The organism is Vallitaleaceae bacterium 9-2 (assembly GCA_038396585.1).
Taxonomy (GTDB): domain Bacteria; phylum Bacillota; class Clostridia; order Lachnospirales; family Vallitaleaceae; genus UBA1351.
In genome coordinates, this window is sequence record CP121691.1 from 2,317,799 (window position 1) to 2,334,125 (window position 16,327).

Annotated in this window: 17 protein-coding genes; 1 reads left to right on the forward strand and 16 read right to left on the reverse strand. The window is 36.4% G+C overall.

What is annotated here, in order from left to right; translation table 11 throughout:
• Positions 1-16: 16 nt before the first annotated feature.
• The 15 genes from QBE53_10915 to QBE53_10985 form a co-directional block, all read right to left on the reverse strand.
• Positions 17-829, reverse strand: a complete 813-nt coding sequence (locus tag QBE53_10915; protein WZL80315.1) for a helix-turn-helix transcriptional regulator — start codon at positions 827-829, stop codon at positions 17-19.
• A gap of 104 nt (positions 830-933) precedes the next feature.
• Entirely contained in the window at positions 934-2,325 is a 1,392-nt protein-coding gene (locus tag QBE53_10920) for a rhamnulokinase (protein WZL80316.1), read from the reverse strand.
• Positions 2,326-2,339: 14 nt separating this feature from the next.
• A complete protein-coding gene (locus QBE53_10925) occupies positions 2,340-2,897 on the reverse strand; it encodes an RpiB/LacA/LacB family sugar-phosphate isomerase (protein WZL80317.1) in 558 nt (185 codons plus the stop codon).
• 52 nt (positions 2,898-2,949) lie between these two features.
• A complete protein-coding gene (locus QBE53_10930; protein WZL80318.1) occupies positions 2,950-3,396 on the reverse strand; it encodes an RbsD/FucU domain-containing protein in 447 nt (148 codons plus the stop codon).
• Between the two features lies 1 nt (position 3,397).
• Positions 3,398-4,405 carry an ABC transporter permease gene (locus tag QBE53_10935; protein WZL80319.1) on the reverse strand — a complete coding sequence of 336 codons (1,008 nt, stop codon included), beginning with the start codon at positions 4,403-4,405 and terminating at the stop codon, positions 3,398-3,400.
• A complete protein-coding gene (locus QBE53_10940) occupies positions 4,392-5,432 on the reverse strand; it encodes an ABC transporter permease (GenBank protein WZL80320.1) in 1,041 nt (346 codons plus the stop codon). The genes QBE53_10935 and QBE53_10940 overlap by 14 nt, the downstream gene beginning before the upstream one ends.
• A 13-nt stretch (positions 5,433-5,445) precedes the next feature.
• Complete coding sequence (locus tag QBE53_10945) at positions 5,446-6,930, reverse strand: sugar ABC transporter ATP-binding protein (protein WZL80321.1); 1,485 nt, start codon at positions 6,928-6,930, stop codon at positions 5,446-5,448.
• A gap of 113 nt (positions 6,931-7,043) precedes the next feature.
• Positions 7,044-8,129: an autoinducer 2 ABC transporter substrate-binding protein gene (locus QBE53_10950; GenBank protein ID WZL80322.1), complete on the reverse strand. Its 1,086-nt coding sequence runs from the start codon at positions 8,127-8,129 to the stop codon at positions 7,044-7,046.
• 254 nt (positions 8,130-8,383) lie between these two features.
• Positions 8,384-9,427, reverse strand: coding sequence for a LacI family DNA-binding transcriptional regulator (locus QBE53_10955; GenBank protein ID WZL80323.1), 1,044 nt, complete (start codon positions 9,425-9,427; stop codon positions 8,384-8,386).
• A 72-nt stretch (positions 9,428-9,499) separates the two neighbouring features.
• Complete coding sequence (locus QBE53_10960; GenBank protein WZL80324.1) at positions 9,500-9,853, reverse strand: DUF2200 domain-containing protein; 354 nt, start codon at positions 9,851-9,853, stop codon at positions 9,500-9,502.
• Positions 9,854-9,873: 20 nt separating this feature from the next.
• Complete coding sequence (locus QBE53_10965) at positions 9,874-10,227, reverse strand: DUF1801 domain-containing protein (protein ID WZL80325.1); 354 nt, start codon at positions 10,225-10,227, stop codon at positions 9,874-9,876.
• A gap of 35 nt (positions 10,228-10,262) precedes the next feature.
• Complete coding sequence (locus tag QBE53_10970) at positions 10,263-10,754, reverse strand: hypothetical protein (GenBank protein ID WZL80326.1); 492 nt, start codon at positions 10,752-10,754, stop codon at positions 10,263-10,265.
• A 21-nt stretch (positions 10,755-10,775) separates the two neighbouring features.
• Entirely contained in the window at positions 10,776-11,396 is a 621-nt protein-coding gene (locus tag QBE53_10975; protein WZL80327.1) for a hypothetical protein, read from the reverse strand.
• 17 nt (positions 11,397-11,413) lie between these two features.
• A complete protein-coding gene (locus QBE53_10980; protein WZL80328.1) occupies positions 11,414-12,085 on the reverse strand; it encodes a hypothetical protein in 672 nt (223 codons plus the stop codon).
• 10 nt (positions 12,086-12,095) lie between these two features.
• Positions 12,096-13,313: an SPFH domain-containing protein gene (locus QBE53_10985; protein WZL80329.1), complete on the reverse strand. Its 1,218-nt coding sequence runs from the start codon at positions 13,311-13,313 to the stop codon at positions 12,096-12,098.
• Between the two features lie 481 nt (positions 13,314-13,794).
• On the opposite strand from QBE53_10985, the gene QBE53_10990 reads away from it, so the two are divergent.
• A complete protein-coding gene (locus QBE53_10990; protein ID WZL80330.1) occupies positions 13,795-14,625 on the forward strand; it encodes a class I SAM-dependent methyltransferase in 831 nt (276 codons plus the stop codon).
• Between the two features lie 10 nt (positions 14,626-14,635).
• On the opposite strand, the gene QBE53_10995 is transcribed toward QBE53_10990, so the two are convergent.
• Entirely contained in the window at positions 14,636-16,297 is a 1,662-nt protein-coding gene (locus tag QBE53_10995; protein ID WZL80331.1) for a hypothetical protein, read from the reverse strand.
• Between the last annotated feature and the right edge of the window lie 30 nt (positions 16,298-16,327).

A 16,327-nucleotide genomic window follows, 5' to 3' on the forward strand; every position in this document is an offset into this window, starting at 1 on the left:
TGATGCCTTTATTATATCAAAGTCGCTTCGTTGTCTCACTGTAAAAATCGGACATATTCTCCCGATACATTGTCGGTGTTTTATTCATGATCTTTGTAAAGTCGTGAATAAAATGTGCACTGTCATAATACCCTAGCTCAAAAGCCACTTCTTCAATCGAACATTGCCTTTGTTTAAGCATCTGTACCGCAAGATTGATACGCTTTACTCTCAGATAATTTTTACTGGATACGCCAACAACTGTATTCAAATATCTATTCATCTGTCGCTGAGAATAATGCACTTCTTTTTCTATAGCTGTAATCGTATCTTCTTTGCTCACACATTGCAGTATCTTTAAGATATGGCGTCCACGAATAAGTGTATCTGTTCTTACGACTAAAAGGTCTAAAAAATACATATCGAACTGACTAATAAGTTGATTCTGGCAAAGGGCATGTTGCTCTACTAATGCGATCAGCGAATGCTTTATAGCTATATTCACATCCTCCATATATAACTTCTGATTTAAAAGTTCTTGGCTATTGTTATATATCAATCGTGATAATCCACCTGGGTGAAATTCAATAAAGTACTTTTTTTGTGCTACCGGCGCCCCTGGCTCGATGTGCGATATTCGATTAAACGGTCCCCATATACGTACGTCAAATCGGTCATGATATTGGCTTATAATAATTGCCCCACCTAAATCCGGGATAAACACAGGTGATATATGTGCAATATCTGCTGAAGATGTTGTTATTGAGTAATAAGCAATATAAGGTCGTAGTGCTACGTGTGGTTGAAAATACATAAAATTATTATCATTTTTAGGCAGTATGTTACTCATGCGCATGCACTTCCTTCGACTTTTTTCTGTACTACTTTCTATATATAGTATACTTGATAACATCAAAAAAGGCTACTTACGCTATATGTAAGCAACCTTCATTATCAATCGTTTGTAACTAATTTTCTTCCCTGTTTTATATGCTTAATCTCACCAACCGCTTGCATCTGCATCAAAATATTACCCATCACCGAAGCCTCAACAGGACCTTTTACCACGTTAATCCCTAGTGTATTTGTTACATGTTCACATAAAAATGCGTCTTGGATACCACCACCAACCATGCATAATGTATGCACTTTCTTGTCTGTAATGGTTTCCAGTTCGTCCAATGTCCGCTGATATTCCTTCACAAGACCGTTGTAAGCAACGCGAGCGATGTCTCCTATGGATGTAAGTTCGACACCATAGTTTTGCATGACACTTTTTTTAATCTCTTTTTTCATACTTAACGGATTCATAAAGCGTTGGTCACGAACATCTATCATGTATTGATGCTTGGATTGGCTGGCAAGTCGACTGATTTTGGGATATCCAATTTGTGGATCTGTTTGTTCAAAATCTTTTTTTAACTTCTGAATAAAAAATAAGCCATTAATATTTTTTAAAAAGCGAACCGTACCATTGACTCCGCCTTCATTGGTAAACCCAGCAAGACGCGCATGTTCTGTTGTAATACTCTCTGTTAGTTCCATACCCATCAGAGACCACGTACCACAAATCAAAAATGCAGTATTGTCATCTCTTATCGGTGCTGCTGCGACGGCACACGCGGTATCATGACCTGCTACAGCAATTACAGGAATCGCACCAAGCCCCGTCTCTTCTTGAATCTCTTGTGTCAATTCTCCAACAATTGTCCCGGGAAGCACGATTTTGGGAAGACAGTGTTGATGCATGTTTAGTTGCTCAAAAAAACCTTGTTCATATGTTTTTGTGTGTGCATTTAATAGTCCACTGGTTGAGGCAATCGTGTACTCATTATACTTTTTACCACACAGATAATAGCCAAATAGATCAGGCATATAAAGCATCGAATCTGCATATTCTTGAATACATGGTTTTTTATGCAGGTCATAATAGAGTTGATAGATTGTATTAAAAGGCATCTTCCCTATGCCGGTTATCTTGTACATACTTTCTTCTGATATTTTTTCTTCAACTTCATCGATAATCTTTGTTGTTCGCTGGTCTCGATAGTGAATTGGATTTCCAATGAGTTGCCCTTGTTTATCAATCCATCCAATATCAACGCCCCAAGTATCTATAGCAATTCCTTTTATGGTTATGGCTTTTGTTGCAGCTATTTTTAAGCCTTGCTTCATCTCGTGAAACAGCTTTAAAAAGTCCCAATACAAGGTTTTCCCCAAAAGCACAGGTACATTTTCAAACCGATGCAATTCTTCGAGATGGATTTTATTATCTTGCATCCAGCCAAACATCATCCGTCCACTTGACGCACCAAAATCAAAAGCTATATATCCTTCTCTATACATAAACTAACCTCTTCCTATAATTCCAATTCAAGGGGATAATCTCCTAGACGCTCTACCTCAAACCCATTGGCTTTGAACTTTTCATAATCAAAAGCTTCCAACTCATCATAAGCAAGTTTATGAAATTCATAAAAGTTTTTCCAATATTCCCATCCACTACCTAAGTCATTCTCCAAAAATGCACGGGCGCAGTCAATTCCCATTTGCGGTGCCACATAAAATGCACCCATGGCAAGAATATTGACATTATTGCCAGTAATTGCCCGTTTTGCCGCTGCAACGCTTTCAACTACCGTTGCATGTACATGTGGGCATTTGCTTGCAGCAATATGTATTCCTGTACCTGTTCCGCAAAAAAGTAGTGCGCGTTCAAACTCACGTTCCGAAATTTTGGCTCCGACTTTTAAGCCTATACGATGAAACATCTCCGGGTCAGACTCGTCAGCTGATTTTACGCCTATATCTGTCACCTTCCATCCCCGTTCTTTTAAATCTGCAACAACGGCTTCTTTTAAAGGAAATCCTGCAAAATCTGCTCCTACTAATACATGTTTTTCTTTTACTGTTTTCATGACGTTTTCTTCCTCCATTTTCTTTTGTACATTCCAAGTCATTGATTGTATTTTACTTAATCACGCCTTTTCGAATAAGAACACAAGCATAAGTTGCTTCTTCACCTGTTTGAACAACGACTGAAGCCTTTTTCGTGCTTTCATAAAAATCAAATCGATTCATATATCCAATGGCTTGTTCTCCACGTGAATCATGCTCTTTCACAAGGTCTTTAATCTCACGCCATATTGGAATATCTAGAGTTTCATCACAGAGTTCTTTTTCCATAAGTACTACAGGCGTTTTTACATAGCTGTCTAAAGGAATCATCTCTAATATGGCTTTCATAATCTCTAGGGTTCCTGTTGCATCATACCTTACTAAGTTCCCATTATTCGCTTTTGCAAGAGATACTCCCGGAAAGTTACCATCACCAATGACTAGCACATCATTATGTCCCATTTCATCAAGATACTTTAATAAGTCTGGTGTAAGTATTTTAGGTACATTCTTTAGCATCCTATCTCCTCCTTACTCTACTGTTTTCTGTAAAATAGTTCATAACCATTACTGCAATCAATACACCACCCCAGATCAGCGGAATATAAAAGCTACTGATCTGCGGAAAACGATTTAACCCGGATGCTAGCATCTGAAGTACCAAAATAGCAAGAACAATGCCACTGATTTTTCCTTTTCCACCGTCTGGATTAACCCCACCTAACACGACAATAAGCACACATTGAAGTGTATATACTTTTCCATAGTCTGCTCGGGCAGAGTTGTAGTTTGCCATCATTATAAGCCCCGATAACGCCGCTGAAATTCCTGAGATCATATAAGTTTTGATAAGTACACGTGTTGTTTTAATTCCAGAAAATTTTGCTGCCGTTATATTAGTTCCCGTCAGATACAGTTTTTTTCCATACGTTGTGTTGTTTACTAAAAAAGCTACGAGAATGACCATTACAACAAAAATGATAAGCTGATTGGGAATAATGCCAAAAAGCTTATTGGTAATCAACTCAGAAAACTCCAAGGGAATGCCGCTAATAGCCTTGCCTTTTGTCAAAATAATTGCAATACCGCTAAACAGTTCAAAGGAGCCTAACGTAGCTAAAATCGGCGGTATACGAATAACTGAAACCAAAAACCCATTAAATGCTCCTGCTAATGCACCCAATAAAATTGCAAGCATAAAAATCAATGGAATAGCTACTGACATTAAACTACCGTCTGAATTAACGAGTTGCTTTAACACGATTGCAGAAAAAATAGCCGTGAAGTTGGCTACCCCAACAACAGACAAATCAATTCCTCCAAGAATCATACATAGCATAACGCCCAAGGCCATAAGACCAAATTCAGGAAATTGTGATGCCATGGTTTGAAAATTTATTAATGAATAAAATTTGTCAAACTTAAATATAGCCATAAACAACATCCAAACGATCATCAATGTCACAAGACGTGTGATGTAGACATCATTCTTATAGATAGATCTTAGATAATTTTTATACTGTTTCATTGCCTATCCTCCGTCCATTTTTGCTTTGTTTTTTTATCTTTCTTTTCTTTTGTATCTTTAGAGCACTGATTCCCGTTCCTACAATAATTAATACACCTAAGAATAACCCTTGCCAAAATGTTGGAATGCCTAATAAAATCAAGGAGTTTTGTACGAGAACGATTAACATGGTCCCTAAAATACATCCTAATAGCGTACCGGCTCCGCCTGTAATAGCAACGCCACCTAGGACAACGCCAGCAATAATCATCATCTCCATGCCAAGCATGTTCGTCGGATGCAATTGTCCCATCATACAGACACGAATAAGTCCTGCAAGACTTGAAATCATTCCAACCGCAATATATAAGGTGAGCTTAATTCTTTTTACATTAAATCCTGCACGTTCTGCGCTGATTTCATTGCCTCCGATTGCATAAATTCCTCGCCCATACATTGTATGATTTAATATGAAATATACAATAATCAAGACTACCACTAGGACAAGAATTGCACTTGGCATTCTTGAAGTCAATCCAGACTCGGGATTTTTTGCAACAAAAAGAGACGCTTCGCCAAATGCTTCCATACCTTTTGGTAAGACAGAAATCTGTACACTTTCAAGAACCCCTTGCATAATCCCTTTAAATAAACTTGCTGCACCTAATGTTACAATTAAAGGCTGTAGTTTAAACCGAGATATCAATATGCCATTTACCGCACCAAAGGCTCCACCAAAAATCAAGCAAAGAATTACAGGCAAAGCCATCCCACCTTGATAATCCATATTGATTAATATCTGTGTCGTTGCATATACACTTAATGACGCCAATGCAGGAAAAGACACATCAATCCCGCCTGAGAGTAAAATCATAAATGCCCCAATTGCAAATAATCCCGGAACAATGAGTGCTGAAGTTAAGTCCACCAAGTTGTTCGGTGTAAAAAATTGACCTGATTGTATTTGTATTAATATACTTATTAAAAGAATAACCAGAAAAATATAAAATTCATTATGCTGTACTATTTTTTTTATTTTATTCTGCATCTCCTTTCTCCTTTCACATCATCTTTGCTGTCAGTTCTTCTACATTCGTTTCTGAAGTTTTCATTGTTGCCATAATCTGACCGTCTCTCATGATTAATACATCTGAGGACAATGAAAGAACTTCCGGAATATCATCCGAAATAATAATGATAGCTAGTCCTTGATTGGCAAGTTTTTTAAGCACTTGATGAATATCATACTTTGACCCAATATCTACACCCACTGAAGGTCCATTCAAAATTAATATATCCAAATCTCTTGCTAACCATTTTGCTAAAACAATACGCTGCTGATTCCCCCCTGACAATGTATTGCATGCGTTATCAGGATTTGGCGTTGCAATCGATAATTCTTCGACCCACTTTGCAATCTCATCATCGACCTTCTTTTTATCCAAAATCTTAAATTGGTTAACCATATTATCGATTTCTGATATAACGATATTATCACCAATACTTCGTTGGAGAAATAGCCCTTCTGTAAGTCGATCTTCGGGTACATATCCAATCTTATTGGCCATGGCTACAGACGGGCTGTCAAGTACTACTTTTTTTCCATTTATGATAACCGTCCCTGAATCCGCTTTTTTCATTCCAAATAAAGATAAGGCAAGCTCTGTTCTTCCTGAGCCTAAAATCCCTGTTATACCCAAGATTTGCCCTTTTGCAAGTGCAAACGAGACATCCTCATAACATTCGCTTAATGTAAGATTTTTCACTTCAAGTATGGGCTTGTCTTCGATTTTTTTAGGGACAAATGCTTTTTCTACAAAATTTCTACCTGTCATATAATACGAGAATTTTTCATTATCTAATTCTTTTGTTTTTCCGGTAAAAACCAACTCTCCATTGCGAAGAATTGAAAATTTTTCACATATTTCAAACATCTCATCTAATTTATGACTTACAAATAAAATTGCAATGCCTTGTTTTTTTAAATCAAAAATTATTTTGAATAAGGCATTGACTTCTTTTCTTGTCAACGCTGTTGTCGGCTCATCCATGATGATTAACTTCGCATTAAACATAAGGGCTCGACATATAGCAATCAATTGCTTACTTGCAACAGGTAAGTCGCCTACTTTTGCATCAAGGTCAACACTAAAGTTGATTTTTGCTATCGCTTCTTGTGCAATCTTTCGCATGTTCTTTTTATTTGCTATTTTACGATTATTCGCAAGTTCAGTGTTAAAGGCTAGATTTTCCATAACTGACAGGTTAGGGAAGATTGAAAAATCTTGATATATGACCTGTACCCCATTGCGAATCGCATCAATCGGCGTGATTTTCTTAAATGTTTTTCCGCTAAATTCTATCTGACCACCATCGGCTGTATGTACACCGGCTATCACTTTAATTAAGGTCGATTTTCCGCTCCCATTTTCACCTGCTAAACAATGTATTTCACCTGGCGCAATTTCTAGTGAAACCCCTTTAAGTGCTTGAACCCCGGTAAAAGATTTCTCTATTTCTGAAACTTTTAATACACTCTTTGTCATCGTTTCATTTCCTTCCAAAATCAACTGTTTATGATCACATTATTAGTTATTGGCATTCTATGCTATGTCTGCTAAACAATCAGACATAGCATAGACCCTATATCATGTTGAATTTAAAATCCAAAGCTATCTACATTATCTTTATTGATTACAATCCAGCCTTGACCTTCAAGAACCTTATCGCTACCTTCTTTAAATACAACATCTTCATATCCTTCAACCCCTAGGTCCATATGATTTGTTATCTCTTCTCCTCGCAACATTTTTACCGCGATAGAAGCCATTGCTTTTCCTGCTAGCGCCGGGTCCCAAAGAGTTAAGGCATCTACTGAACCTCCCTTTAGGATTTGTGCATTTGCTGCCGGTAATCCTGTTCCTGCAGTAAAGACTTTTCCAGTAAGCCCTAACTCTTCTATTGCTCTGGCTATACCTGGCGAATCAAAAGATGAGGTTCCCATAATCCCTTTTAAATCCGGATATTTTTTTAGAAGTTCTTTTGCTTTTTGGTATGCTACATCTCCATTATCTTCTGATTCAACACGCGGTTCAGCTTCAAGTAATGTCATATTCGGATAAGCTTCTTGTTGATGCAATACGCCTCCATCTGCCCATTCATTGTGAGACGCATTAGTAACATGTCCCACCATAGTTGTGTATATTCCCTCTTCTCCCATTGCTTTTGCAAGGTTATCCATAATAAACGCTCCGTATTTGTCATTTGAAAATGCTTCAATGTTATAATCGGTATTTTCGATTGAAGCCCCTTCATGGGATACCACAATTATTCCAGCTTCTCTTGCTTGCTTTAATACAGGTTCTAAACTTTGTGGATCAACCGGAACAACACAAATTGCATCAACATCAGCGGCAATCAAGTCAGCGATAAGTTGTGACTGAAGTGTTGCATCAATTTCAGGTGTTCCTCTTTGATAGATATTTAACCCTGTTTCACTTTGAAATTCTTTTACACCTTCTTCCATCCGCACAAACCATGGGTTTGTAGCATCCTTGGGTACCACTACGATTTCCCATTCAGATTCATCCGAATCGCTTGCTGTAACATCGCTACTTCCCTCTGAGGATGATGCTTGAGACTCTCCTGACTTTGCCTGTTGATTCGTTTGGTCACCTTTTGGTGAACATGCCCCCAGTGATAAAACCATCACCATTACTAAAAACATTGCAACTAATTTTTTCATATCTTCCTCCTATTTTTTTATTTATTTAATTAGGTGAAACCCCCTAAAAAAATCAAACGCATTAAATTCAAAATCATTAAATCGATTTAATGATTTTTCAAAAAAAATAATTCCTTCTTTTGTGTTATCGAATGTTAATCCCTTTTGTCATAAGCATTTGTCACTTCATTCTTTTATAAACTTACTTTGCCATATATTCTCTTGACTAAACTGCTTCACAATCGTTAAATCGATTTAATGATTGCGTAAAAAAATTATATCGATTTACGTATAACAAATTCTTGCTGTAACAAAAGATGTGGCATATATACATTTTTTTTCGTCAACAGCTGTGTAACGATGTCCCATGCTGCGCTTCCTATTTGATTTGCATCTTGTGCAATGGTTGTAAGTGCCGGTTCTAAAAAAGCAGAAATCGACAAATTATCATATCCTACTACACCAAAATCATCCGGTACTGAATATCCTTCATCTTTTATCGCACCAATCATGCCGATAGCAACTAAATCTGATGTTGTGATAAACACCTCTGGTAGTTCCTCAATTGTTTTGGTTGCTAATAATTGTTTCATCAAATCGTAACCTGCCGTTGTTTTGTTTAACTGAAGGTTTTTTTCAACAAAAATGTAGTCTTTTTTTATCTCAAGGTGATGCTCACGCATTCCTTCCATATAACCATCGTATCGATCTTTTAAGTTTGTCATTGTTAAGGTTTCTGTTACAAAGCCAATACGTGTATAATTTTTTTTCGTCAAATAATTAATCACTTGCTTAACCATAGAACGATTATCAAACTCTACCGATGGGAAAATATTTTTTCCATTTTCGTAGCTTCTATCACCTAATATTATCGGAATACCCATTTTTTTCACGTTAGATAGGAGTGCTTTGTCATCATTACTTCCACCTATGATAACAATGGCATCCACACTTTTATTAACTAATACGTCTAATTCAATACGTTCACGTTCCAAGTCATATTGAAAACTGCATAGCATAACTGTATACCCATCTTCATAGGCCATATCAATAAAACTACGTGCAATTTGAGAGTAGTATTCATTGGTGATATCTGGAACAAGCAAACCTATCATTTTAGATTCACTTCGTCTAAGCCCTCTAGCCATTGCATTCGGGGTATAATTTAATTCCTTTATTGCCTTAAAAACTTTATTCTTTGTTTTCTCTGAAATTGGCGCAGTATCGTTAATCACATGTGACACTGTTCCTTTTGTGACTCCAGCTTTTTTGGCAACATCTGCCATTGTCGATTTTTTCGCTATATTTTTATTGTTCATAATTCACCTTTGTTAAAACGTTTTAATGATTTATATGTGCATTATATACATTTTATTCCTATTTGTCAACCGTTAAATCGGTTTAATGATTTTCTCCATTGGTTTTCCTTTGGCTAATTCATCAATCAACTTATCTAGATAGCGTATTCTTCGCATGATTGGTTCTTGCACTTCTTCAACTCGAATCCCACATATTACACCTTTAATTTGTGATGAAGCTGGGTTAAAGTTTAGCGCCTCTTCAAAAAACACCTCAACAGATACGTTTTGTCTGACCAATTTTTCTACCTCTTCTTGACGATATCCCGTCAACCAGCATATGATTTGATCTACTTCTTCTTTCGTACGCCCCTTTTTTTCCGCTTTAGCTATATATAATGGATATACTTTCGAAAAGGGCATCGTATAAATTTTGTGTTTTCCCATACAAATCTCTCCTTTATTCATTAGTGATGTTGCCCTGTTTGGTAACACCACCGAGTAATTTTTTCGATTAAGTCTATCGGTATCGGTTCTGTATAAGGGAATTGAATCGCACCTTTGCTTGTCTTATAAGCTTTTAGTGCCTCTGAAAAGTGAATAATCGCCTCTGGTCCAGGATAAAGACCAATATGTTTTTTAAATGCTGCAAAATGAATGATATTATGGTGTTGCCAAAAAGTCGGCATCCCCCATGCAATCCGTTCTTGTGCCTCTGGAATCACTTGTATAATAGCATCCCTCACTTGATACAACAAAGGACGTATCTGATTATCTTGTTTTTCAATATAGTCAACGATGCAGTTCTTATCATTTACCATCTTATCATCCCTTTCGCAGTATTAATACTATGTAATTACTGTATCGACGATCCGCAATATTCACATTCGCCTGCTTCGCCAACAATCGTATTGTTCGCTCCACAGCTCTTACAAGCAATAACTTTTGTCGTTGGGTTTGTTGTAGGAGAAGCTTTAACCGATTTGTCATAACTCTTTACCTGAACATTAATATGTGTCTCAGTGTATTCTTCTTGGACAAGGATTTTTCCTTCTCTAAAGTTTTTGGATGCTTTCTGTAATAGCAGGCCTCCGCCCAAAGTATATCCAAAAAGTACTATTATTGACCCATCAAATCCTGTCTCATTGATAAGGAGGAATCCAGTTAATGACATAAGATAAAACAAAATCGCCAAAATAAAGAGAAGTACACTTACAACTTGTCTAAGTTTTTCCCATCGAGTCGCTCTTTCACTAAGCAAAAAAAATCCAAGGGGAAAAAAGAAAATAAATGATGCAATAATAGCCCCCCAATGATGTTGTTTTGCTATGCGCTTATTTTTTTTCATGTTATTTTCCTTTCTACATATTTATGCAATTGGCGATCCACAGTATTCACATTCGCCTGTCGCTTCAGTTATTGTATTGTTTGCCCCACAACTTGTACAAACCACCACTCTTTTCTCAGGCGTTTTTTTCGTAGCATCGACACTTTTTAGCGCACTGTTAAGTATTCCATCCATAAATTCGTCATCAAAAAAATTAGTGGTCATCGTTTCCCATTCAATTTGTTCTTCCTTGCTGTTTATCTGCACATTTCGTTGTGTTTCTTTAATCGATTGAGTGTTTTGATGCACATTTTGTTGCGTTTCCTTAATCGATTGAGCGTTTTGATGCACATGTACACTTTGCGATTGTCTTCGAAGTTTCTTTGAAAATCTATGTGTCAAAAAGCCTGCAACTATAAAAATCAATGCCCAAAAACCACCCGCGAAACCACCTTCAAGAGATATGGATAAGGAAAATAAACTCACGCCAAAAACATATAGAAGTATTGAAACTACAAACATCACATCAATCAAAATCCTATTTGACTTTTTTATAATCATCTCCCGTTTTATGAGAAGAGCAATACCAATTGGGAAAAAAACTATCATTGTAAATATTATGAATGGCCAAGAATATGGCCATGCTATTTTTTGATCATACATATTAATTTTCCTTTCTGTTAAAAACTTCCACTTTTTTTCATTTGTCTTGAACGAAGCTCTATCAGATTTTGGACTTCATTTATTTTTTGTTTTATTATAGCTTCCTCACTTGACTCCAACAAAGTCATCAATTCTTCTAGTCCCGATAAAATCTCATCCTCGGTACCGTTTAACCTACTTCGATTACTATACTCAAGACCTTCCATTAACCGATTTAATTCAGATGCATATTCTGAGTTTTCATATTTTACCATTATTTCTTGCGCCTTATGAAGACTCTTTTTTATTGATAAAGAACTATCCATATAATCCTGATTGCTTTTTTTAGCTCTCGTATCAAAGTACAACAACCACACATCAATAATTGCAACGATTGCTATCATAAGTAGATTAATTAAGATATATTGCTTAATGAATACAGGTCCAATATTTACAAAAAGAATAGATAAAATAAGCACCACTGCCAAGTGTATTGCTGACAGGGTAATATGTGCTGCACCGAGAATACTTTCCCCAAACTTCAATACTTTGACTGTACCCATTACTTCCACTACTAATAAAAACAGTAAGGATAACCATCGCATAGGTAAAGTAAAGATATGATCAAAAGTTAACAGGTAAAAAATAATTGTAACCCCTATAATAATGCCACCACAAATTAACGTAATTACTCCACGGTTATTTTTCATTGTCTCCCCCTTATCTTGTCGATGTTCCGCATTCTGGACAGAACTTAGCATTCGCATCAAGTGTTGCTTGGCAGTTCGGGCATTGATTCACTACACTTTGTCCACATTCTGGGCAAAACTTGCTGTTTTTGGGTAGCGTCACTCCACAATTTTCACATTGTTTGCCTACAGGTGTCCCACACTCAATACAAAACTTTGAGTTTTCATTTATCTTCGCACCACATTCCACACATTTCATCATATCTTTTGCTTGTTCTACAAGTGTTGTATCATGTCCACAATGCTTACAAAAACGCACATCTTGTTCAATAGAAGCATGGCACTTTGGGCATTGTTTTTGTCTGGACGTATTAATCGTATTGCTCAGTCCACCAAACTGTTGTCCAACCATGCTTCCAACACCTGCGCCTACGCCTAAACCGATACCCGCGCCCATCAAACCACTTTGCATAGAGCCGGGATTGGTTGCTGCACCTTCAAGTGTATCAAAAGAGCGTTCTTGTTGATAGTTATATCCCACAATATCCATCTCAGCTTTTTTTGCCAACGCTTGCTTAAGTTTCTTGACTGCTTGATCTTCTTCTGGAACGTTGATGTCATTTACATAAAATGAAACAAGACGTATTCCATATTCCTCAAATGTTGGACGGATACGTTCCAATAAAAAGCTTGATATTTCATCCAGATATGCATTTATTTCAAGTATACTAATATTTTCATGAATTAAATAAGAAGAAATTGCATCCTTAGCCCGTGTTAAATACACACCTCTAAAATATTTTACTAGGTGGCTTTTATCCAGTTGCGGAAGATTCCCCATTAATTTAACCAAAAACTTATGTGAATCTTCTATGCGAATACCAAATTGCCCAAATGCCCTAACCGGAATAAAAATATTATATTTTGGATCTTGTAATTGAATAGGTGTAGATGTCCCCCACTTAACATCCAAAGAAAAAACTTTGTTAACAAACCATACTTCTGCACTAAAAGGAGACCGTTTACCAAATGGAAGATTAACCAATTTATTCAATACCGGAATATTTTCTGTGCTTAGCGTATGCCTCCCCGCTTGAAAGACATCACACACCTTACCACCTTTAAATAAAATAGCTTCCTGTGATTCATGTACAATTAATTGCGACCACGTTCCCAATTCACTATTTGGATATTTCCATGCAAACACATCTGGATTCCCATCATACTTAATAACATCAACAATTGCCATATTATATTCACCTCATTTAAATCACTTTGTGATTTTATATTTTTTGCTCATGAATTTTATAAATTCATATGCTTTTTTCTATCATACTCTGCGTATAATTCTACTACGTAATGTGCTTTTTTTCAATAGCTTCCCCGTTTTTTCGGCATTTGCTATAAAATCACTTCAGCTTTTTAAGTTTAGCTCTTCTATATTATTGACAAACCTCTATACATTATGTAAACTAAGCACATATTAAATTAGAAAAAGGTGATGGATCCGACATATCCGATGACATCAAATCATTGCCATGGGTATGCTTGGAAAAGAGTAGATAAAATCAATTAAACAGGTCAAAAGTCAGCTGTTATACAGCTTTGTTTTTGTTCGTTATTTTGATTTTATTTTACTCTTTTTTGCCTCTCACGTTAAGAGAAAAAGCCGTAGAGTAGAATCTACGACTTTTTTTGTTTATTTTTTTACTTTGAAAGGAGCATAATAAATGCAAGAAAAATTAAAGATACTTTTAACCCCACCAGCTTTGTATGAAAAAACAACCACCGCTTTTTGGAATGACACACATATTTCTAAGCAGATGCTCAAAGCACATTTGAACCCTAATATTGAAGGTGCAAGTAGAACAAAAAAGTTCATAGATGAATCTGTCGCATGGATACATCAGATGATTCCACCAACAAGCAATCCCTTGCTACTAGATGTTGGTTGTGGTCCCGGAATATATGCCGAAAAATTTGCTCACTTAGGTTATCAGGTAACCGGTATTGATTTTTCAAAGCGTTCTATTGAATACGGCCGTTCATCTGCAAAAAAACAGAATCTTACCATCAATTATCTATACGAAGACTACTTACAGATACACCTGCAAAAAGAATACGACCTCATCACAATGATCTATTGCGATTATGGCGCATTAACCAAAAATGAGCGAAGTATACTTTTAAAAAAACTATATCATCATCTAAAGCCAACAAAAAAAATGTTACTTGATGTATTCTCCACTAAAAAATTCATTGACTTCAAAGAAATACAAACTTGGCAAAGCTATCCACAGGGCGGCTTTTGGAATAGAGCACCGCATATCGCCTTACATCGCTACTGTAAATACCATGACAATGTAACTCTCGAACAGACGACTATTTTTACCGAACAAACAATGGCAACATATAATCTATGGACAACATATTTTACCATGCACTCATTAATCAAAGAGGTAACCGATGCCGGTTTTAAAGTATGCAATGTCTATGGTGATGTTAAAGGAACTCCATACGAAGACAACCAAACGACTTTAGCTATTTTAGTAGAAAAATAATGCGCTACCGTTATTTATGGTATAGCGTAGCACTACTGGTCTTTGCCGTTTCACTTTCTGCATTGAACACTAATAGATTATCCTCAATCGTATACGATATATAATACTCGCCATTTTCCTCATCAACTCCTGATGATTGTGGTGTACCCATAGCCGAAATCACTTCTTCTATTGTCATACCAACAGTTACCTCGCCAACCACAGCTCCCTCACCAAGGAAAATGGCATTGACTTGCTCTGTCTCCAGATCAAACGAAAATGCAATTAAGTGATCTTCATATCGCCAAAATTCACTTCCTTGGAAATCACCTGAAACATATGCATCGCCAAAGAATTCTAGGATTTGATCCTTCGAGCTTGCGATATACTCTAGCACGCTATCTGTCTGAGGCTCAATCGCAGCTTCATCCACATCTTCTGTTGCCATTGGTTCGCTATTACCATCTAATGCATTGATCTGCATTTGGATCTGATTTTTTATGTAATCTAAGTTTACATGACGTTCTTCAAGCTGAATCGCATAAGAATCACGTTCGTTGACTAATACATCAAGTTTGGCAATATTTTCGATGGCTGTCTCAGGGATTTCTCTAAACACCTTGATTGTCTGTGTAAAGCCGCCTTGCTCTGGTGCAAGGGTTACTTCTTGCTCTCCAGCTTCAATAACATATGCTGAAAACAAACCTTGTTGGCTAAATTGCGTTACTGTCGTCTCAAGTATCGCTCTTTGGTCACTTGGTATATCCCCAAGAAAAGGTACATATTCCGTGAATGCTATTTCATAATAGTTTGTATCTGCATCTTTGACTTCAAGTATTTCTAATAAACCATCATAACTTGTTCTCAAATCCTGTACCACATAAGCATTTAATACAAACACTTCTTTTGAAGGCACTTGAGATTTAATCTCGTCAATCTCCGTTTCCTTAGCCTTTATCAAATCATTAAACTCTTGAATCTCTTCTTTTTTTCCTTCTAGAGAATCTAATTGCACAGTCAATTCCTTAAGCTTCTCTTGATCCGCTTGTTCAAGTAGACTGTATTCCGATATGATCTCATATACTGTTGTCAACTCTTGTGCTTCTGCAGCTTGTCTTATTTTATCAATATAATACGCATTAATTTCCTGCTCATCAAAAACAGATAAATACGTTGCGAGCGATTTTTTAATTGAGCTTTTTTCCGGGGACTTAGCAAATAATTCTAAGACTTTTTCAACAGAGATATTTTTAGTCTTAGACTCCTCAAGATTGTGAAGGATCGTCGTCTTGATAAATTCAGACCCTTCTGTGTCTGGATTAAAAACATATTCTTCTAAGGCATGCACTTCATCTTGACTTGTCTGATTCATTATAATCTTAACAGCTGTGGTTACTAACTCTTTTTTTTCATTCTCTTGTGTATCTTCATAGTAATCAATAAATTTAATAATCTTTTCGTACTCCCCATTTTCAGCGAGCACCTGTAAATCTTGTGACGTAATCGTATCCATCTTTTCTTGATAATCTGTTCCAGCAACACTTGAAATACTTACGATTAAGACAATCGAAGCAAGAATAACTAATCCCGATACTTTTTTTGGCATGCCTTTTTTAAAAATCAGCTTAATAATTAGAGAAATAACCCCTCCTAATAATCCTAGTAAACCTAATAAAAATAACGCTGTGTCCATAAAATCCTCCTTGTAGTATATCGTTTTATG

What these genes read in the sequence shown, in the direction of transcription:
- QBE53_10915 (WZL80315.1), bottom strand. Translation starts at nt 829, where the DNA reads ATGAGTAACATACTGCCTAAAAATGATAATAATTTTATGTATTTTCAA.
- QBE53_10920 (WZL80316.1), bottom strand. Translation starts at nt 2,325, where the DNA reads ATGTATAGAGAAGGATATATAGCTTTTGATTTTGGTGCGTCAAGTGGA.
- QBE53_10925 (WZL80317.1), bottom strand. Translation starts at nt 2,897, where the DNA reads ATGAAAACAGTAAAAGAAAAACATGTATTAGTAGGAGCAGATTTTGCA.
- QBE53_10930 (WZL80318.1), bottom strand. Translation starts at nt 3,396, where the DNA reads ATGCTAAAGAATGTACCTAAAATACTTACACCAGACTTATTAAAGTAT.
- QBE53_10935 (WZL80319.1), bottom strand. Translation starts at nt 4,405, where the DNA reads ATGAAACAGTATAAAAATTATCTAAGATCTATCTATAAGAATGATGTC.
- QBE53_10940 (WZL80320.1), bottom strand. Translation starts at nt 5,432, where the DNA reads ATGCAGAATAAAATAAAAAAAATAGTACAGCATAATGAATTTTATATT.
- QBE53_10945 (WZL80321.1), bottom strand. Translation starts at nt 6,930, where the DNA reads ATGACAAAGAGTGTATTAAAAGTTTCAGAAATAGAGAAATCTTTTACC.
- QBE53_10950 (WZL80322.1), bottom strand. Translation starts at nt 8,129, where the DNA reads ATGAAAAAATTAGTTGCAATGTTTTTAGTAATGGTGATGGTTTTATCA.
- QBE53_10955 (WZL80323.1), bottom strand. Translation starts at nt 9,427, where the DNA reads ATGAACAATAAAAATATAGCGAAAAAATCGACAATGGCAGATGTTGCC.
- QBE53_10960 (WZL80324.1), bottom strand. Translation starts at nt 9,853, where the DNA reads ATGGGAAAACACAAAATTTATACGATGCCCTTTTCGAAAGTATATCCA.
- QBE53_10965 (WZL80325.1), bottom strand. Translation starts at nt 10,227, where the DNA reads ATGGTAAATGATAAGAACTGCATCGTTGACTATATTGAAAAACAAGAT.
- QBE53_10970 (WZL80326.1), bottom strand. Translation starts at nt 10,754, where the DNA reads ATGAAAAAAAATAAGCGCATAGCAAAACAACATCATTGGGGGGCTATT.
- QBE53_10975 (WZL80327.1), bottom strand. Translation starts at nt 11,396, where the DNA reads ATGTATGATCAAAAAATAGCATGGCCATATTCTTGGCCATTCATAATA.
- QBE53_10980 (WZL80328.1), bottom strand. Translation starts at nt 12,085, where the DNA reads ATGAAAAATAACCGTGGAGTAATTACGTTAATTTGTGGTGGCATTATT.
- QBE53_10985 (WZL80329.1), bottom strand. Translation starts at nt 13,313, where the DNA reads ATGGCAATTGTTGATGTTATTAAGTATGATGGGAATCCAGATGTGTTT.
- QBE53_10990 (WZL80330.1), top strand. Translation starts at nt 13,795, where the DNA reads ATGCAAGAAAAATTAAAGATACTTTTAACCCCACCAGCTTTGTATGAA.
- QBE53_10995 (WZL80331.1), bottom strand. Translation starts at nt 16,297, where the DNA reads ATGGACACAGCGTTATTTTTATTAGGTTTACTAGGATTATTAGGAGGG.